17 protein-coding genes are annotated in these 18495 nt (G+C 35.3%); 14 read left to right on the top strand and 3 right to left on the bottom strand.

Translation table 11 applies throughout. The annotated features are described in order from the left end of the window. Positions 1 to 17: 17 nt before the first annotated feature. Positions 18 to 1241 carry a sporulation integral membrane protein YlbJ gene (ylbJ, locus tag BLQ56_RS04775; RefSeq protein ID WP_090850494.1) on the bottom strand — a complete coding sequence of 408 codons (1224 nt, stop codon included), beginning with the start codon at positions 1239 to 1241 and terminating at the stop codon, positions 18 to 20. Positions 1242 to 1452: 211 nt separating this feature from the next. Between ylbJ and BLQ56_RS04770 the strand changes: the two genes are divergently transcribed. Beyond that, positions 1453 to 2241 (top strand): patatin-like phospholipase family protein, encoded by a 789-nt coding sequence (locus BLQ56_RS04770; protein ID WP_090850492.1) that lies wholly within the window; start codon positions 1453 to 1455, stop codon positions 2239 to 2241. Position 2242: 1 nt separating this feature from the next. Next, a complete protein-coding gene (locus BLQ56_RS04765; RefSeq protein WP_090850490.1) occupies positions 2243 to 3256 on the top strand; it encodes a SepM family pheromone-processing serine protease in 1014 nt (337 codons plus the stop codon). A gap of 245 nt (positions 3257 to 3501) precedes the next feature. Here the strand turns inward: BLQ56_RS04765 and BLQ56_RS04760 are convergent, their stop codons facing one another. Then, positions 3502 to 4746, bottom strand: a complete 1245-nt coding sequence (locus BLQ56_RS04760; RefSeq protein WP_090850487.1) for a nucleotidyltransferase — start codon at positions 4744 to 4746, stop codon at positions 3502 to 3504. A 226-nt stretch (positions 4747 to 4972) separates the two neighbouring features. Between BLQ56_RS04760 and BLQ56_RS04755 the strand changes: the two genes are divergently transcribed. The 3 genes from BLQ56_RS04755 (at position 4973) to BLQ56_RS04745 (ending at position 6614) form a co-directional block, all read left to right on the top strand. Further along, positions 4973 to 5497 carry a YceD family protein gene (locus tag BLQ56_RS04755; protein WP_090850485.1) on the top strand — a complete coding sequence of 175 codons (525 nt, stop codon included), beginning with the start codon at positions 4973 to 4975 and terminating at the stop codon, positions 5495 to 5497. Positions 5498 to 5604: 107 nt separating this feature from the next. Continuing rightward, positions 5605 to 5781, top strand: coding sequence for a 50S ribosomal protein L32 (rpmF, locus tag BLQ56_RS04750; protein WP_090850483.1), 177 nt, complete (start codon positions 5605 to 5607; stop codon positions 5779 to 5781). 203 nt (positions 5782 to 5984) lie between these two features. Then, entirely contained in the window at positions 5985 to 6614 is a 630-nt protein-coding gene (locus BLQ56_RS04745) for an RsfA family transcriptional regulator (protein WP_090850481.1), read from the top strand. Between the two features lie 74 nt (positions 6615 to 6688). On the opposite strand, the gene BLQ56_RS04740 is transcribed toward BLQ56_RS04745, so the two are convergent. After that, positions 6689 to 7174, bottom strand: a complete 486-nt coding sequence (locus tag BLQ56_RS04740) for an N-acetyltransferase (protein WP_090850479.1) — start codon at positions 7172 to 7174, stop codon at positions 6689 to 6691. 271 nt (positions 7175 to 7445) lie between these two features. Here BLQ56_RS04740 and BLQ56_RS04735 point away from each other — a divergent pair, with 271 nt between their 5' ends. From BLQ56_RS04735 to BLQ56_RS04695, 9 genes are all read left to right on the top strand, one after another. Then, complete coding sequence (locus BLQ56_RS04735) at positions 7446 to 8342, top strand: 2-dehydropantoate 2-reductase (RefSeq protein ID WP_090850477.1); 897 nt, start codon at positions 7446 to 7448, stop codon at positions 8340 to 8342. 1 nt (position 8343) lies between these two features. Continuing rightward, positions 8344 to 8730, top strand: coding sequence for a DUF3397 domain-containing protein (locus BLQ56_RS04730; RefSeq protein WP_090850475.1), 387 nt, complete (start codon positions 8344 to 8346; stop codon positions 8728 to 8730). A 97-nt stretch (positions 8731 to 8827) separates the two neighbouring features. Continuing rightward, positions 8828 to 10456 (top strand): bacillithiol biosynthesis cysteine-adding enzyme BshC, encoded by a 1629-nt coding sequence (gene bshC, locus BLQ56_RS04725; protein WP_090850473.1) that lies wholly within the window; start codon positions 8828 to 8830, stop codon positions 10454 to 10456. Between the two features lie 150 nt (positions 10457 to 10606). Then, complete coding sequence (mraZ, locus tag BLQ56_RS04720) at positions 10607 to 11035, top strand: division/cell wall cluster transcriptional repressor MraZ (protein ID WP_090850471.1); 429 nt, start codon at positions 10607 to 10609, stop codon at positions 11033 to 11035. An 81-nt stretch (positions 11036 to 11116) separates the two neighbouring features. Then, positions 11117 to 12049: a 16S rRNA (cytosine(1402)-N(4))-methyltransferase RsmH gene (gene rsmH / locus BLQ56_RS04715; RefSeq protein ID WP_090850469.1), complete on the top strand. Its 933-nt coding sequence runs from the start codon at positions 11117 to 11119 to the stop codon at positions 12047 to 12049. A gap of 17 nt (positions 12050 to 12066) precedes the next feature. Continuing rightward, complete coding sequence (gene ftsL, locus BLQ56_RS04710) at positions 12067 to 12423, top strand: cell division protein FtsL (protein WP_090850467.1); 357 nt, start codon at positions 12067 to 12069, stop codon at positions 12421 to 12423. 5 nt (positions 12424 to 12428) lie between these two features. Next, positions 12429 to 14660, top strand: a complete 2232-nt coding sequence (locus BLQ56_RS04705) for a penicillin-binding transpeptidase domain-containing protein (protein WP_090850465.1) — start codon at positions 12429 to 12431, stop codon at positions 14658 to 14660. 111 nt (positions 14661 to 14771) lie between these two features. Then, a complete protein-coding gene (locus BLQ56_RS04700; RefSeq protein WP_090850463.1) occupies positions 14772 to 16709 on the top strand; it encodes a stage V sporulation protein D in 1938 nt (645 codons plus the stop codon). Between the two features lie 321 nt (positions 16710 to 17030). Next, positions 17031 to 18494: a UDP-N-acetylmuramoyl-L-alanyl-D-glutamate--2,6-diaminopimelate ligase gene (locus BLQ56_RS04695; protein WP_090851290.1), complete on the top strand. Its 1464-nt coding sequence runs from the start codon at positions 17031 to 17033 to the stop codon at positions 18492 to 18494. The last annotated feature ends 1 nt before the right edge of the window (position 18495 follow it).

Raw genomic sequence — 18495 nt, 5'->3', positions numbered from 1 at the left:
TTTGTAAAACCCAGGCTCTATTGTAGAACACTTCTCATTCTCAGGACATAAATACATAGATAAATTCCTAAAGAAGCGATGGTGATAATTGGGCCGAACTGAGATATTTTCTCCCAAAAGGGTATGACCCAATTGGTTGTTTGGTTATGGAAGAATACCGTGACAGCGTGACTTGCATTTGCTGGATCTTGAAGGTTGATATAGAGCGGTTTCCAAAAAATTATAGTTAGGAAGGCTGCAATAAATCCGTGAAGAATTCGAGCGAAAAAGAATGGCTTAAAGCGTATATCGGTCTCAGCCAAAATACTTGCTACTTGTGCTTGTACTGAAAGTCCACAAAAACCTAGAATAAAACTTGTAATGATAATCTGATAGAACAATGAAGCCTCAGCCGTATTGCTTGCCATTTGACTACCTAATGTAATTTCGAATAACCCTGCTATTAAAGGTGTTGCTAATTCTACAGGTAAAGTGAAAAGTTTAAGTGCATATGAAAACATAAGGGCTAATATATCAGTAAAGTTAACGAGTGCTAATAGAGCATTAAATACAGAAAATAGGATAATAAAGCCTCCTACCATTAAAAGTGTTTGTATCGATGATGTCACTGCATCTCCGAGCATTTTACCAAATGGTCTCTTTTCTTCTAGACGGGTATAGTGTAGAGCTCTGAAAGCTTCCCGAATTTGTGAACCTTTCCTTCCATCCCTTGCACTTCCTTTTTCATTAGGTCCATAAAATCTCATTATTAATCCGACACACAAATTACCAATATAATGTGCAACTGCAAGGATTACACCTACGTGAGGATTATGAAAAAAGCCAACAGCAATGGCCCCGAATATAAAAAGTGGATTTGAAGCATTCGTAAAGCTTACTAACCTTTCAGCTTCATAAGATGTTAATTGCTTTTCCTGTCTTAGTCTTGCTGTAAATTTTGCTCCAGCGGGAAATCCTGATGCAAGCCCCATCACCCATACAAAACCACCAACACCTGGTACCCGAAACAAAGGTCTCATTAATGGCTCAAGTAAGACACCAATAAACTTAACGATCCCAAAGCCAATTAATAATTCTGAAACTATGAAAAAAGGAAGAAGTGAGGGAAATACTACCTCCCACCACATATTAAGTCCCCGAATAGAAGCATCTAGCGATTCTTTTGGAAAAGATATAAGGGAGATTGCTAAAAATAATGCACCAGAAGCTAAAAATAATGTCTTTATTTTTGAATGTAACAAATCAAGCTGCCTCCTATTTTCTTCTTTCTATACATTTACTAAATCAAAATGGTAAAATTAATATGACTTACCATCAGGACATGAAAAGAAGATAAATTAAAACATATAATTAAATATACGTGTATAGGTGCAGGATTTAGACCATAAGATTGTACAAGATATTCTGAATCAACATTTATTTTTTCTTAAATAAAGAGATGAGGTGGATAGTTTGTACAATCCTAAAATTGGATTAGCTCTAGGTTCAGGTGGTGCAAGGGGTTTTGCTCATTTAGGAGTAATAAAGGTACTTAAAGAAGAAAATATACCGATAGATCTTATAGCTGGTAGTAGCATGGGAGCGTTAGTAGGTGCTTTTTATGGAACAGGTTTAGATATTGATAAACTTTATAAGCTAGCCTATGCATTTAAACGAAAATATTATTTAGATTTTACAGTTCCTAAAATGGGCTTTATCTCGGGTAATCGTGTTAAAGAACTTATAAGGATGTTTACCAAAAATAAAAACATAGAGGACCTCCAAATCCCTCTTTCAATAGTTGCGACTGATTTGTTAAAGGGAGAAAGAGTTGTATTTAATAAAGGACCTGTAGCGAGTGCTGTAAGAGCAAGTATCGCGATTCCTGGAATTCTTGTTCCTGAACGAATTGACGGCAGAGTTTTAGTGGATGGTGGGGTAGTAGATAAAGTTCCTATATCCATTTTGAAAGAAATGGGTGCAGATATCGTTATTGCAGTCGATGTATCTTCGGTTAAAATGATTGAAGAGATCACTTCTATTTATGATGTCATTTTGCAGAGTATTGAAATTATGCAAAATGAAATTATGAAGTACAGGGTTATGGAGGCTGATGTTATGATTAGTCCTCTTGTAACACAATATAGTTCACGTGCGTTTACAAATATTGAAGATATAATTAGGATTGGGGAAGATTCAGCTAGGGTGATGATTCCACAAATCAGGGATTTGATCGATAATTGGAAGGGGAACGATATGTAAAATGAATAGGTCCTATTTTAGAGTATTTGCATTAGTAGTTGGAATTGCGCTAATTCTATCATTTATCCAACTACCATATTACATAACAAAACCAGGTATGGCCCAAGAACTCCAGCCAATCATAGAGGTTGAAAATGGGTTCAGTGAAGAAGGTAGTTTCATGCTAACAACCGTAAAAATGGGAAAAGCAAATCCTTTCTCATATTTATGGGCACATGTTAGTGATTTCCATATGATTTATCCAACAGAGGATATTCGTAGGGAGGGTGAAAGTGATACTGAATATACGAATAGACAACTACATTTAATGGAAGATTCTAAAGAGTCAGCTGTCATTGTAGCTTATAATTACGCAAAAAAAGATGTTCATTATAAATATAATGGAATTTATGTCATGAGCTTAATAGAGGGGATGCCTGCTGAAGATAAATTGGAGCCAGGTGATCGAATTGTTAAAGTAGATGGGAAGGAACTTCAAACAGCTGAGGGATTTATAGAATATGTTGGACAAAAGAGAGAGGGGGACCAAATTACTTTATCCTATCAAAGGGAAGGTAACGAGCTTACAACCCAAATATCAATTGTTCCTTTTCCGGATAATCCTACCAAAATTGGAGTTGGTATTGCTTTAGTGACCGATCGAGAGGTTACCACGGAACCAAATATTGTCATTGATACTGAGAAAATAGGTGGTCCTTCTGCAGGTTTAATGTTTGCTCTTGAGATCTATAATCAATTAATTGAAGAAGACATGACTAGAGGCTTACAAATTGCAGGTACGGGTTCAATTGATGATGCAGGGAAAGTCGGGCGTATTGGTGGAATCTCCCAAAAAATAGTAGCAGCTGATTCTTCTGGAGTAGATATATTCTTTGCTCCAAACGAAGAAGGAATTGAGGGATCAAACTACAAAGAAGCAATTGCTACTGCAAAGAAGATAAACACGGATATGAAGATTATACCTGTAGATTATTTTGAGGATGCAGTTAAATATTTAGAAACAATAAGGGAATAAAAAAATGAAGCTATTAATAGCTTCATTTTTTTAGGCTGTTTTCTCAAAGTTTGTTGCTTTAGACAAAAATATTTAAAACAGTAATTATAAGCAGGCGGAATACACGTAGACTCCTGCGGGACCAGTGGCCAAAGTGAGACCCCGCAGGAGCTTTAGCGACGAGGAGGCTCACTGGTCACCCGCCGGACGCGGAGTGTATTCAGCCTGCGGCTATGAAAGCACAATCTATGTGAAAACAGCCTTTTTTATAAGTATTTCTCCTTATCTTCATCATATCGAAGTGGTGGTGTGGAGAATTCTTCTTTTATAAACTGAGATCTTATTGCTTCAGGCAAGACCATAGAATATGTATAGGTTGCATTTATGTCTAGCTGAATTCGATTTTGATTAAATGATGATAACTTGGATATGAGAGGAATGTCAATTTCCTTTTTAATTGAACGTAGATAAGATTGTCCAATCTTTGACATGCCAAGTAGGCGAATATATGTTGGTTTATTCCAATCATTATCATCAGGTTTAATGACAGATTTTCTAGAGTTGGTAAGTATATGCAAGCATGCTCTTTGTAGTCGAGTCCTAGTGTATCGTTTTGTTTTGACGTTCTCCATGAACTCATTAAAACTAGTTGCCCCGATGATTTCTCTTTTGAATCGGTACTCTAGCCCTTCTTCAATTTCGTATATATTTGATAACTCTTCATGGGATGAGGTAAGAACCTTATATTTTAAAAGATTGAAGTAATCTTCCCAACGATGTAATTGCCCATACGTTTCTATGTATTTCTCCAGTTCCTTAAAAGTAGTGTGAGGGATATAGTCTTGTACGATAAATAAGTTTCTATTCTGTTCAAATAATGCTTTTCGAATACTCGTTGCACTTGCGATCGTTGAGGAAGTAAAATCTTCATCATGATAATTTGCACTTGTTCTTTGAATAGTGTGTGGTTGCATTTTTGAGTTTTGTTCGTCTATAGCTTTCAAATAATGAAAACCTAATATATTGTTTGGTGTTGATAAGTTAATGTATGCGGATTCTGGATTTAGTGAATGATAAGCAAGTGATGTTGCCATAGGATAACTAATTCCTTTTTTCATTTCGGTACGTATGATTTCATTAAACCTTTTGCTATTTTTTTGAATCAAATTTAGAGTATTATTAAATGATTGAATGGAACCATGTTCACTTCCAAAACATAAATAAGAACATTTTAATTTATCTAGAATTGCAATAGCACCGTTTGAAAATGTTTCTGCCTTTTGTGTAGCATATTCATATGGTAATTCAACAACAAGGTCGATACCATTTTCCAAAGCCATTTTTGTTCTTGACCATTTTGACACCAGGGCAGGCTCACCACGTTGAAGGAAGTTTCCACTCATCACAGCGACTACAAGATCTGCTCCAGTTTGCGATTTTGATTGTCTTAAATGGTATTCATGCCCATTATGAAAAGGATTATATTCTACAACCACTCCAACTGCTTTCAAAATAGCTACTCCTTTAGTATAAGGTGAACTTCCAATTTAAAGGAAGGATATCACCTAAATGTAAGATTAATATTTGTATTTTTCAAACCGTTACTTGCTATATTACCTGTTTTTATGGTAAAACTTATAAATAACAACATTGATTATATTATAGTGTAAAGAAAAAATATTGACAAATATATTATGCAAAGCTATAATTACCTTTGTTGCCTTGAGGTGATTTCATATGAAATGGACAATTAGTCAATTAAATCAGTTGCAGCATAAAGGTTTAACTGTTGATGAGATTGTAGATGTTACAGACTTAAAAGAACTTGATAAGAACAGTATTAGAGATATTTCACCTGTGAGAGTAACAGGTCGAGTAGATCTTAGTTCTTTAAAAGCAACTTTTCATTTAACAATTTCCGGTTCAATGGTACTTCCTTGTTCAAGAACGTTAGTGGATGTTCCTTTTCCGTTTGAGATAACTACAACTGAAACATTTTTGCTACGACATACGTCAGATTATGATACTGACGAGGAAACACACCAAGTTCAAGGAGACGTTGTCGATTTGTTACCTTTAATAAAGGAACTTATAATCCTTGAAATACCTATGCAAGTCCTTAGTAATGACTTAAATGCTGAGGGAGCTGCACCGCAAGAAGGGAAGGATTGGCAAGTCATATCTGAAGAAGATAAGGCAAAAAAAGTCGACCCACGTCTAGCGGGCTTAGCTAAGTTTTTTGAAGACGACAAAGAAAAGTGAGTAATTTAAAAATTACTCATGTAAAACTAAGATTAAAAAGATAAAGAAGAACCGGCATATTACCGGCCTTCATATCCATCTTAACTATCTTTTAAGGAGGTGGGAATATGGCTGTACCTTTCAGAAGAACATCTAAAACAAGAAAAAGACTACGTCGTACGCATTTCAAATTGTCAGTACCAGGTATGGTAGAATGCCCAAACTGCGGTGACATGAAACTTGCTCATCGTGTGTGCAAAGCTTGTGGAACTTACAAAGGAAAAGAAGTTGTAGTTAACGATTAATTTCTTAATGGTTAACAAAAAAGTGATATCCCGACTGGGATATCACTTTTTTTGTATAAATAAAGAAAGTCTTAAACTTCCTTTTTTCTAAGATTTAAAGGTATAACAGAATAACCAATTCTTCATTTAATAGAATGTTCATTAGTCTATCTTTTCTACTACTTGCATATGTATAGAAAAAACGTGTATTAGGAGGGGAAGACATGACTGCAACTCGTCAAGATGCATGGTCACAAGATGAAGATTTATTACTTGCTGAGGTTGTATTAAGATATATTCGAGAAGGTGGAACTCAATTATCGGCATTTGAGGAAGTAGGGAGACAATTAACAAGAACTGCTGCTGCATGCGGTTTTAGATGGAATTCCTATGTGCGTAAGCAATATAAATCAGGTATTGAATTAGCCAAGAAACAAAGAAAAGAATCGAGAAAACAAGTTCCTACTATGGATGATGAGTTTGTAAAGCAAGACGAACCAAAGGATAGTAGTAAAGCAAAACCAGTTGAAGCAGAGTCAAACACCTTAACGATTCAAAATGTTATATCCTTTTTAGAGAAATATGAAACTTCACAAAGGGATTTACACAATGTAATGAAAGAAAATGAGCAGTTGAAAAATCAGGTTTTACAGATGCAGGTTGAAGTAGATACTATTAAAGCGGAGAAAGTAGCTTTAGAAAATAACCTTCAAATTATTGAAGAGGATTATAAAGCCTTAATTGAAATAATGGAAAGAGCAAGAAAAATGGTTGTATTGCAAGAAGATGAAAGAAGTAAGAAAGTGAAGTTTCAAATGGATCGAAACGGAAATTTAGAGCGAATTGAAAAATAAGGATGATCTAAAAACACGAGGAAGCCGTTCTATAAACAGCTTCCTCGTGTTTTTTGGATTATAGCAATAAAATTTTAGGCATGCTCAGAATTGTTTTGTTCTTTTACACCTTTTGGATACCATACGAGTGGATTTTCCCCTAAATCTCTCTCCATATCATAAGTTACCGATTCAAACCCCATTTTATGCCAAAAATCACCTGATTGTATTCTTTTATTTGTTTTGATAGGAAGGTCCTTACCTTTCGCATAATCAACTAGAGCTTTTCCAAACCCGTTACCCTGGAATGCTCCTAAGACCTCTAATTTCCAGAGTTCAAGATAATCTTGAGGAGGAGAAAAATATTTATCAAATTTCTTATCTACCTGATATAAACTCATTCTAGCAACAAGTTTTCCACCGAAATAAATTCCATAAAAAGGTGATTCACTGTCATTTTCAATGATGTTTGCTTGAAGATCTTCTAGCATCGAAAGCTCTTGTATCCCATATTCTTTAAATTTTTTGAACTCTTCGAGTGTTTTATAGTTCAATAATAATCGTTCAACCTTAATAGTCATAACTCAACATCCTCTCTGCCTATTTCTTACTAAATCTGTTATCTAACTCTGATATTTATGTCTAATATTCTATATTAATACTATACAATAAATGTAATAGGAAGTAACAGAAAACGTTTTCACTATTGTGTAGAATTTCACATTTTTTCAAAGCCCTTTTCTAAGAGATTGTTGTTTTTTACTTTATTTTGTCAGAGTAGAGCGAAAATAGTAAACGGAAGACCTACTTTTTGTTAATATAAGAATATATTGAATTGACGGAGAGATTGAAATGAATATCGGTATAATCGGTGGAGGATCAATAGGTTTACTTTTTGGATACTACTTATCAACCTTTCATGAAGTGACAATTTATACAAGAAATGAGATGCAAGCTAATGCATTGAGACAAGGTGGTATTATTCTTGAAAGGGAGGGAGAACTAAAAAATCGAAAGGTTAACTCAAAGTCTTTGACATCAGGTCTGTTACAGCATCAGGTTGTTATTATAGCTGTGAAACAATATGATCTAGAAAATCTATTGATTGAAACTGAAGAAGAATTAAGAACGATACCGTCTCTCTTGTTCCTACAAAATGGAATGAGCCATTTGAGACTTTTAGATTTATTGGATAACAAAACTGTAGGGGTCGGCATAGTTGAACATGGAGCAATGAAAATGTCAGTAACGACAGTAAAGCATACTGGCATTGGAGCAGTTAAGATTAGTGCTTATAAAGGCAGTGTTGATGATTTAATATCAATGTTCAATTATGAAGAAGCAAATATGTTAAATGTAAGGAACGAAAAGAGTTTACAAACCAGCATGAATACGAAGTTAGTTATTAATGCAGTCATTAATCCATTAACAGCTCTTTACAGGGTAGAGAATGGTTGGCTATTGTCCAACCAGTTTTTCATTAAAACCATGCAGGAATTATTTGATGAAGTGATCTCTGTTATAAGTATCCAGGATAAGGAACAACTTTGGGACCTTATTGTATCAATTTGTCATAATACCGCCAATAACCGTTCATCAATGCTTAAGGATATAGATTTAGGTAGAGAAACGGAAGTTGATTCAATACTAGGATATATATTGGAGAGAGCTCGTGAACAAAATAAGTTACTACCGGTAACGAGTTTCTTATATTCTGCAGTTAAAGGTCTAGAAGAACGGAGGAACTGAAATGGTCTCAATATTAGCTAGCTTATCAGCAACTATTATTACATTGCCAATTATAGGACTTGCAGTTATCTATTTTTTATCATTTATATTCTTGAAAAATGGAAAAAAAACTGTTTTGCTCACTATTGATTTAAGTACTCTTCTATTGATATTCTCTGTTCATTATTTGTTATTGGTTTTGTTGAATCAATCATACTTATGGCTAATTATTCTTGTAGTGATAAGTACTGTCTTAATTTTTGGTTGGATTCATTGGAGAAAAAACACTGAAATTAATATGAAAAAAGTATTAAAAGGAAGTTGGCGTTTTACATTCCTTTTGTTTGCCATAAGTTATTTAGTGTTATTAGTTACTGGCGTCATTTATAGTGCTATACGTGCAACATAATTAGTAAGTATGAGAGTAAGCATGATTTTTCTCTTTCTTCAAAATAAATGCTATACTCAATTCTAGAAACTTACATATTAGAAAGGACGTAAATATAATGGAGGTTATCTCTCTTTCACTTCCTTCTACAAATAAACTTGTAGCTGACTATGTTTCGGCCGATAAGGATACATCTGAACTCTTTCATTATGATTTTCAATCCCAGTTCATATACGAGGAAAGAAAAAAAGATCTTCTTTTACGTGAATTCCCACGAGAGAAATTAGCCTCATATTTAGAAGGGTTTAATGGAAGGTACGGACTTGGAAGGAAAACGTTTAATAATATCACAAGACTTCTTGATCCAACAAGTCTTGTTGTAATAGGTGGTCAGCAAGCAGGATTATTAACAGGACCTTTATTTACAATACATAAGATTATTTCAATATTGACTCTTGCAAAGGAACAGGAGGAAAAACTGAATGTTCCTGTCATTCCAGTGTTCTGGATTGCTGGTGAAGATCACGATTTTCAAGAAATAAACCACATATATATCAAAAATAAACAATCTATAAAAAAGAAGATGATTGAGCAAAAACAACTTGATAAAACCCCGGTTTCTTCAGTTGAAATTGACAAAGTTGAATGCAAAAAGTGGATTGATAAAGTATTAGAATCGTATGGCGAAACAGCCTTTACAAGAGATATTTTAAGTAGGCTGAATCAACATCTAGATCGCTCGACATCCTATGTTGACTTTTTTGCAGCCATAATCAGTGATTTGTTTGGACACACAGGAATTGTGTTGCTTGATTCTGCATCTAATGAATTAAGGGGAATTGAATCAGAATTCTTTGTCTCAATGATCGAAAAAAATGAGGAAATGTATGATGCTGTTCGTTCTCAGCAGGAATTCCTTACGGAAGCAGGTTATCCATTAAATATAGAAATGCCAGAATCATCCTCTAATTTATTCTATCATCATGAAAATGAACGGTTTTTACTGGAATATGATAAAGAGAATCTGCTTTTTCGAAATAGAAATAAGCAATTAGAAATAACTAAAGAAGAACTATTGGTGATTGCAAAAAAACATCCGACCTTATTAAGTAATAATGTAGTCACTAGACCTTTAATGCAGGAATTATTATTTCCATCCCTCGCATTCATATCCGGTCCCGGAGAAGTTGCTTATTGGGCCGAACTGAAAAAAATGTTTGAGATATGGGGAATGAAACTTCCACCGATTGTTCCGCGTATAACAATGACGATCCTAGAGCGATCAATTGAAACCGACTTAGATGATCGAGATATTTCAATAAATAACGTTTTAAATGGTGGATTATTCTCAAGCAAGGAACAATGGTTAATGAATCAAACAGGCCACGATATTACTAAAATCGTGGATGAAGCAAAACAACAAGTAGAACAAATTCATAAAAGGGTAAGAGAAGCTGCGTTGGGAGTAGACGATAGTTTAGAACAACTACTAGGAAAAAATTCCCAATTTATACAATCGCAGTTAGACTTTGTAACTAAAGCTGTTCAAAAAAAGATACTGCTTAAACATCATGTTGAATTGAGTAAGTATGAAAGAATTGAAACATCCATTTTACCAAATAGAACACCACAGGAAAGAGTGTGGAATATCTATTATTATTTAAATAAGTATGGTTTAGATTTTGTAAATAAGCTGTTAGAAGTACCACTTGAAGTAGATGGTAAACATAAAATCATTAGACTCTAATGATTTAAATATGAGTACAAAACCCCCTCGGTGATCCAGAGGGGGTTTTTATTATTAAAAAATAGTTCTTATTTTGAGGAAAATTATATTTATTGTGGTGGAAAGTGGGGGATTGTGGTAACATGAAGGAAGAAAGTGGGGGACAAGGGTATGTTCATGGGTGAATACCATCATAATATTGATATCAAAGGCCGCATGATCATCCCATCTAAGTTTAGAGAGCATCTTGGAGATGCCTTTGTCTTGACTAGAGGCTTGGATCGATGTTTATTTGGATACCCCTACGAGGAATGGAAGCAACTAGAAGAAAAATTAAAATCTCTCCCGTTAACCAAAAAGGATGCTCGTTCTTTTACACGTTTTTTCTTTTCTGGTGCAAGTGAATGTGAATTGGATAAGCAAGGTAGAATAAACATTGCTACACCACTACTCTCATATGCGAAGTTAGAAAAAGAATGCGTTGTTATAGGTGTCTCAAACCGAATTGAGATTTGGAGCAAGGAAGTATGGGAGGAGTACTTTACAGATTCTGAAGATACTTTCGCAGATATGGCTGAAAATATGGGATTTGACATTTAATGTTCTGTTAGATACATATAATAGTCTTTTCTTTGTAAACAATATAAGTAATTAAGCAAAGTCTTTTAATGAGGTGCTACGATGTTTCAACATAAAACAGTTCTATTAGATGAAGCTGTACAAGGCTTAAATATTAAAGAAGATGGGATATATGTAGATTGTACACTTGGTGGTGCAGGACATAGTTCTGAAATTGCAAAAAGATTAACAGGTAATGGCAGACTATATGCATTTGACCAGGATGATAGTGCAATTAAGCATGCACAAGAAAAATTATCAAAGTATACTGACAAAGTTACATTAATCAAGAGTAACTTTACTCATATAACTGAAAAGTTAAACGAGCATGGGGTTACCGAGGTAGATGGTATTTTATTTGATTTAGGAGTCTCATCACCACAACTTGATACACCAGAGCGAGGATTTAGCTATCACCACGATGCACCACTTGATATGCGAATGGATAAAGATTCGCCATTAACAGCTTATGAAATAGTCAATAATTGGAGTTATGAGCAGCTTTTAAGAATCTTTTTTCAATATGGTGAGGAAAAGTTTTCAAAACAAATAGTTAGAAAGATTGAGGCCGCACGGGAGCAAGCTCCTATAAGAACAACAACAGAATTAGTCGAGCTAATAAAAGAAGGTATTCCGGCTCCAGCTAGGAGAACAGGTGGCCATCCCGCAAAACGTGTGTTCCAAGCAATTCGGATAGCTGTAAATAATGAATTAAAAGTTTTTGAAGAGGCAATTGCCCAATCAATCGAATTACTTAAGCCAAATGGAAGAGTTTGTGTGATTACTTTTCACTCTCTTGAGGATCGTATTTGTAAAGTGGTCTTTAAAAAGGGAAGTGAAGGACCGCAATTACCTCATGGGCTTCCTATGATACCTGAAGAATATAAGCCGAAATTAAAATTAATAACACGAAAACCAATCATACCAACAGATATAGAAATCGAAGAGAATAATCGAGCACGTTCTGCAAAATTGAGGATTGCAGAAAGAGTATAACTTAGGGAGGGTATAGCATGAGCAATTTAGCTTATAAAACAAAACCAAATCATCAGTTTCAACCACAGGAAGCACCTCAAACAAAAGTGGCTATTAGAAAAAGGAAAAAAATTACTCTTGGGGAAAAAGTATTGGCAAGTATATTTGTGTGTGCTATGCTTCTAGGGTCGATTCAAATTATTTCTAATCAAGTCACGATTTATAATGAGAACATTGACATCCAAACAATGGAAGCTTCCATACAAGATCAAATTAAGATCAATAGTGATTTAACTGTACAGGTACAAGAAAAAAGTTCGTATGAGCGTATATGGGCGAAAGCAAGAGAAATGGGTTTGTTCTTGAATGAGAATAACGTGAAGGTTGTAGACTGATATTTATGAAAATGAAAATAAAGAATAAGAATATTAATAGAGGAGCAGCATTGGTGAGTCTTTTTTTTACCGTGCTCTTTTTTATATTGATTTCTAGATTTATGTATATCCAATTAAACGGTGAAGTCGATGGGCAAGTCCTCGCTGCGATTGCAGAAGAGAAGTATAGTGAAAAAAGAATTATAGAAGCACGTAGAGGATCAATCTTTGATCGAAATGGATTATCGATTGCACAAGATACATCCGCATATACGGTTGTAGCCATTTTGGATGAAAGCTTAACTGTCCAGGAGGATAAGCCTCGTCATGTTATAGATCCGCTAGACTCTGCAAAAAAGCTTGCTCCTCTTTTGAATATGGAAGTAGCTGAAGTTGAAGAAATCTTGACAAAAGATAAAAAGCAAGTGGAGTTTGGATCGAATGGTCGTGATATTAGCCACAGCTTAAAACAAAAAATTGAAGACTTAGAGTTACCTGGGATTGCTTTTATCAGGGATTATAAGCGTTATTATCCAAGTGGAACATTCGCTTCAAATGTAGTGGGTTATGCTCAGAAAGTATATGATGAAGAAGATCCAACAAAGGTAGAATTAATTGGACAATTGGGGTTGGAAAAGTCATTAGATTCCTATCTTAAAGAGAAAGATGGGTTTATGACATACAAAAGCGATAAAAAAGGGTTTCGCTTACCAGATGCCAAGGAACAGATTACAGCACCAGAAAATGGAAATGATATCTATTTAACTATTGACCAAAAGATACAAACCTTTCTAGAGGATGCAATGAATAATGTAATAGAAGAATATGAGCCAGAAAAAATCATTGGAATTGTAGCAGATCCAAAAACGGGTGAGATACTAGCGATGGGTACTAGACCGAGCTTTGACCCGAATATTAGGAACATTAGTAATTACTTAAATGATGCGATTTCTTATCGGTTTGAACCAGGTTCGACTATGAAAATCTTTACATTAGCTGCTGCAATAGAGGAAGGTGTATATAACGGGGATGATCGTTTCCATTCAGGTTCCTATCCTATAAAAGGTGGAAAACCGATACAAGATCATAATAAAGTTGGCTGGGGAACGATTTCGTTCTTAGAAGGTGTTCAAAGGTCATCAAATGTAGGGTTTGCGATTTTAGCGAATGAAAAATTAGGAACCGATCGACTAGAGCAATACCTAGGTCGTTTTGGTTTAACAGAGCCTACAGGAATCGAACTTGAGGGTGAAGTTAATAGTACAATTAATTTCAAATGGGAACGAGATAAGATTTCGACTGCTTTTGGACAAGGATCTGCAATTACTCCAATCCAACAAATACAAGCAGCCACTGCAATTGCGAATAATGGGAAAATGATGCAACCATATGTAATTGATCAAATTGTGGACCATGATACAAACGAAGTAATTGAAGATCATGAACCAGTTATAAAGGGCAATCCAATCTCGGAAAAAACAGCCCAAAGTGTTTTAGAAATATTGAGAACAGTTGTATCTCCGACTGAAAATGGAACCGGAAAATTATATAACATTGAAGGGTATGAAGTTGCAGGTAAAACTGGTACTGCTCAAATACCTGACCCTGAAGGTGGTTACTTAACTGGTCATGGAAATAACATATTCTCATTCCTAGGAATGGCACCAAAAGACAACCCTCGTCTAATCGTTTATATTGCTGTACAGCAACCAAAATTGAAAGGTTTTGAGGTTTCAGGTGCAGAACCTGTATCGAAGATCTTTAATCCTGTGATGAAAAATAGCTTACAATATTTAAATATAGAACCTGAAGAGCAAAAGGAAACAGAACAAGCGAAAGTTGATAAGTTAGGATTTGAATTAAGTGGTTTTGAGGATGAATCAGTAAATAAAGTAACTGATCGCCTAGTTGAAAAAAGCATTGTTCCTGTTGTATTGGGAAATGGTACCCAAGTTATTCAACAACTGCCTAATGAGGGCGTGTTTGCTTTACCTGGTGATAAAGTCTTTTTAAAGACTAGTGGAGATGTAAGTATGCCTGATATGACTGGATGGTCTTTTCGCGATCTTAATAGATACTCAAACCTATCAAAAGTCATATTAGAAGTAGAAGGTAACGGTTATGTTACAACTCAAAGTATAAAACCAGGTACGATACTAAAAGAGAAAGACCTACTTAAAGTCAAACTTTCACCACCTTATAATAACACGACCGAAGAAGAGGAAAAGGTTGAGGATTCGAAAAAAGAATCAGAATAATTTAAAGCAACACTTTCATGTGTTGTTTTTTTTAGGCTTTTTTTAATGTTCTATGACTAAAGGTACAAGCATATATTGGAACGAGCCTAGATTAAAGGGAGGTTCTACTATATGCGGGTCTCAAATGTTACTGTAAGAAAAAGATTAGCAACTGTATTACTATTTGGTTTCCTTATTTTCTTAATTATTGATATTAGATTAGGGTATGTTCAATTCTTTATTGGAAATAAGCTAACTGCACTGGCAGAGGATTCCTGGAGTAGAGATATTCCATTTGAGCCGGAACGTGGAGAAATACTAGATCGCAACGGTGTCCCATTAGCAACAAATCAAAGTGCCCCTTCTGTACTGGTTGTACCAAGGCAAATTGAAGATCCAGCAGAAGCCGCTGAGCAACTAGCTGCGATTTTAAATATGTCAAAAGAAGAAGCATATAAACATGTTACCAAAAGAGTAAATATAGAACGGATTAATCCAGAGGGTAGAAAAATCTCGCATGAGAAGGCAAAGGAAATTCGTGCTCTGGGCTTAAAGGGCGTTTACATTGCTGAAGATTCAATAAGGCATTATCCGTTTGGGAGTTATTTATCCCATGTACTTGGGTTTGCAGGTATAGATAATCAAGGGTTGACAGGTCTTGAACTTTATTACGATGATGAACTAAAGGGAGAAAGAGGAAGTGTTAAATTTTATGCAAGTGCAAAAGGACAAAGAATTCCTGATATTGCAGATGATTACACCCCTCCTAAGGATGGTTTAAATTTAAATTTAACCATTGACACCCGTGTTCAAACAATTATCGAAAGAGAACTAGATAATGCGGAAGCGACATATAACCCCGATGCAATTATTGCTATAGCGATGAATCCTAAGACAGGAGAAATTTTAGCAATGTCTAGTCGTCCTGACTATGATCCTGCAAATTTCAGGAATGTATCACCAGATATTTATAACCGAAATCTGCCAATCTGGAGCTCATATGAGCCAGGATCAACTTTTAAAATCATTACACTAGCTGCCGCACTTGAGGAAGGAAAGGTTGACCTTACAAAAGACGAGTTCAATGATCCTGGTTTTGTAAAAGTTGCTAATGCACGATTGAAATGTTGGAAACGTGGTGGCCATGGTCATCAGACTTTCTTAGAAGTTGTACAGAATTCTTGTAACCCAGGTTTTGTTGAGTTAGGGGAAAGACTTGGGAAAGACATGTTATTTAAGTATATAAAAGACTTTGGATTTGGACAAAAGACAGGGATTGACCTTCAAGGTGAAGGGAAAGGGATCTTATTTAATCTTGATCGTGTCGGTCCTGTAGAGCAAGCAACTACTGCTTTTGGTCAAGGTGTATCTGTTACACCAATACAACAGGTTGCTGCTGTAGCAGCAGCTGTTAACGGAGGAATCCTTTATACTCCATATATTGCTAAAGAATGGGTTGATCCAATCACTGGTGAAGTAGTCAGTAAAACTGAACCTCAGCCAAAAGGCAGAATTATCTCTGAAGAAACATCTGAAGAAATTAGATATGCTCTAGAAAGTGTAGTTGCCTTAGGAACAGGAAGAGGGGCGTTTGTAGAAGGATATCGGGTGGGGGGCAAAACAGGGACTGCCCAAAAAGCCCAAGGTGGTAGATATTTAGAGAATAACCATGTTGTATCCTTCATTGGGTTCGCGCCGGCAGATGATCCAGAGCTAGTGGTTTATTTAGCAGTAGATAATCCTAAAGGCACAGTACAATTTGGTGGTGTAGTAGCAGCTCCAATCGTCGGAAATATTATGGAAGACTCATTACGTGCGATAGGAGTTAAACCAAGAGAAAATCAAATCGAAAAGAAGACGACTTGGCTTGACCCTCAATTAATTTCAGTACCGAATGTGATTGGGCTAAGTAAAAGTGAGCTTGCGCAACAATTAGTTGATTTGAAGATCGAGATGAGTGGTGATGGAAGTGTTGTTATCGATCAAGCGCCTAATCCTGGTGAGAAGGTTGAACAAGGCACACCTTTAAGGATTCTGTTAGGAGACGAGAAACAACAAGGAGGAGAGTAGAAATAAAAAAAGTCTATAGGGTTGACCTATGGGCTTCTTTTTCTATAATTCTCAGTAATTGCTAGATAAGAAACAAATTTTTGTGTAAGATTAGTTCGATTATTTGTTCAGGATAATTTACAATTATACAATCTATCATTACAATAGCAATTGGGGATATTTTTTCATATACAAAATAACTTTATTCAAAATCGAGTGTTTACGTACTTATAAAGATAATAAATTACGTAAGGTATCCTATAGACAGAAATTAAGAATTTATCGTAATATGTAATTTTGGAAAGTATCTTTTGTATTTTTTTTTGAGAGGAAATGGTAATGATGCAATTAAAAGCGTTACTCGCTTATTTACATGAATTTATACCGAATGTTGAAGAAAATCCAGTAATTACTTCACTTGAGATGGATTCACGCAATGTTACGGAAGGCAGTCTGTTTTTTTGTATTGAAGGGTATACTGTGGACGGTCACGATTATGCGAAGCAAGCCGAAGAAAATGGTGCAGTCGCATTAGTCGTCGAAAAAGAAGTGAACGTTAGTATTCCTACGATCAGGGTAAAGAATTCTAAGAGAGTGATGGCAGTTTTATCTGATGCCTTCTATAAACAACCTACACAGAAACTTCATCTAATAGGTGTAACAGGAACAAATGGTAAGACATCTACAACACATATAATAGATAAAATTTGTAATGATTATGGACAGAAGACAGGTCTTATAGGAACAATGTACATGAAGATTGGAGAAGAAACTCTAGATGTTAAGAATACAACTCCGGAATCTCTAACACTTCAAAAGACATTTCACCAAATGGTAGAGGCAAATGTGGAAACGGCTATTATGGAGGTTTCATCACATGCTTTAGATTTAGGGCGTGTTCATGGCTGTGATTTTGATGTTGCAGTATTTACGAACTTAACTCAAGATCATTTAGATTATCACCAATCAATGGACGAATATCGACATGCAAAAGGCTTATTATTTTCGGGGTTAGGTAACTCGTTTAATCATAAGAAACCTAAATTCGCTATTTTAAATGCTGATGATCCTGCCTCAGGGGAGTATAGTAAAAGCACAGCGGCTACCATTATTACATACGGAATTCATACAAAAAGTGATATCATGGCTAAAAACATAAGAATGACTTCTACTGGAACAACCTTCGAGTTGATTACTCCATTTGAAAGTCAGTCAGTTTCAATGAAACTGATTGGTAAATTTAGTGTTTACAATGTCTTAGCATCAATTACTGCTTGTTTAGTATCAGGAATACCTCTAGGGCAAATTATTTCATCTTTTGGAGAAATAGATGGAATAGCTGGAAGGTTTGAAGTTGTGAATGGTGGCCAAGACTTCACCGTTGTTGTAGATTATGCACATACACCAGATAGTTTGGAAAATGTGTTAACAACTGTTAATCAATTGGCAAAAGGAAGAACGATTGTTGTAGTTGGATGTGGTGGTGATAGAGACCGTTCGAAAAGGCCATTAATGGCAAAAATTTCTGTAGACCATGCCGACTTATCAATTTTCACTTCTGACAATCCTCGATCTGAAAAGCCTGAGGCTATTCTTCAGGACATGGAAGAAGGTGTTCAAGGTCAAGCGTATGTATCATTGGTTGATCGTAAAGAGGCCATTAAATATGCAATATCACATGCTAAAGAAGATGATATTATCATTATCGCTGGAAAAGGACATGAAACATATCAAATTATTGGCGATAAAATAGATAACTTCGATGATCGCCTTGTTGCTTTAGAGGCAATTAAGGAGTTGAACTGAC

Source organism: Litchfieldia salsa (assembly GCF_900104555.1).
GTDB classification, from domain to species: Bacteria; Bacillota; Bacilli; order Bacillales; family Bacillaceae_L; genus Litchfieldia; species Litchfieldia salsa.
The sequence above is the reverse complement of the archived record's forward strand: the minus strand, read 5'-3'. Positions and strand labels throughout refer to the sequence as shown.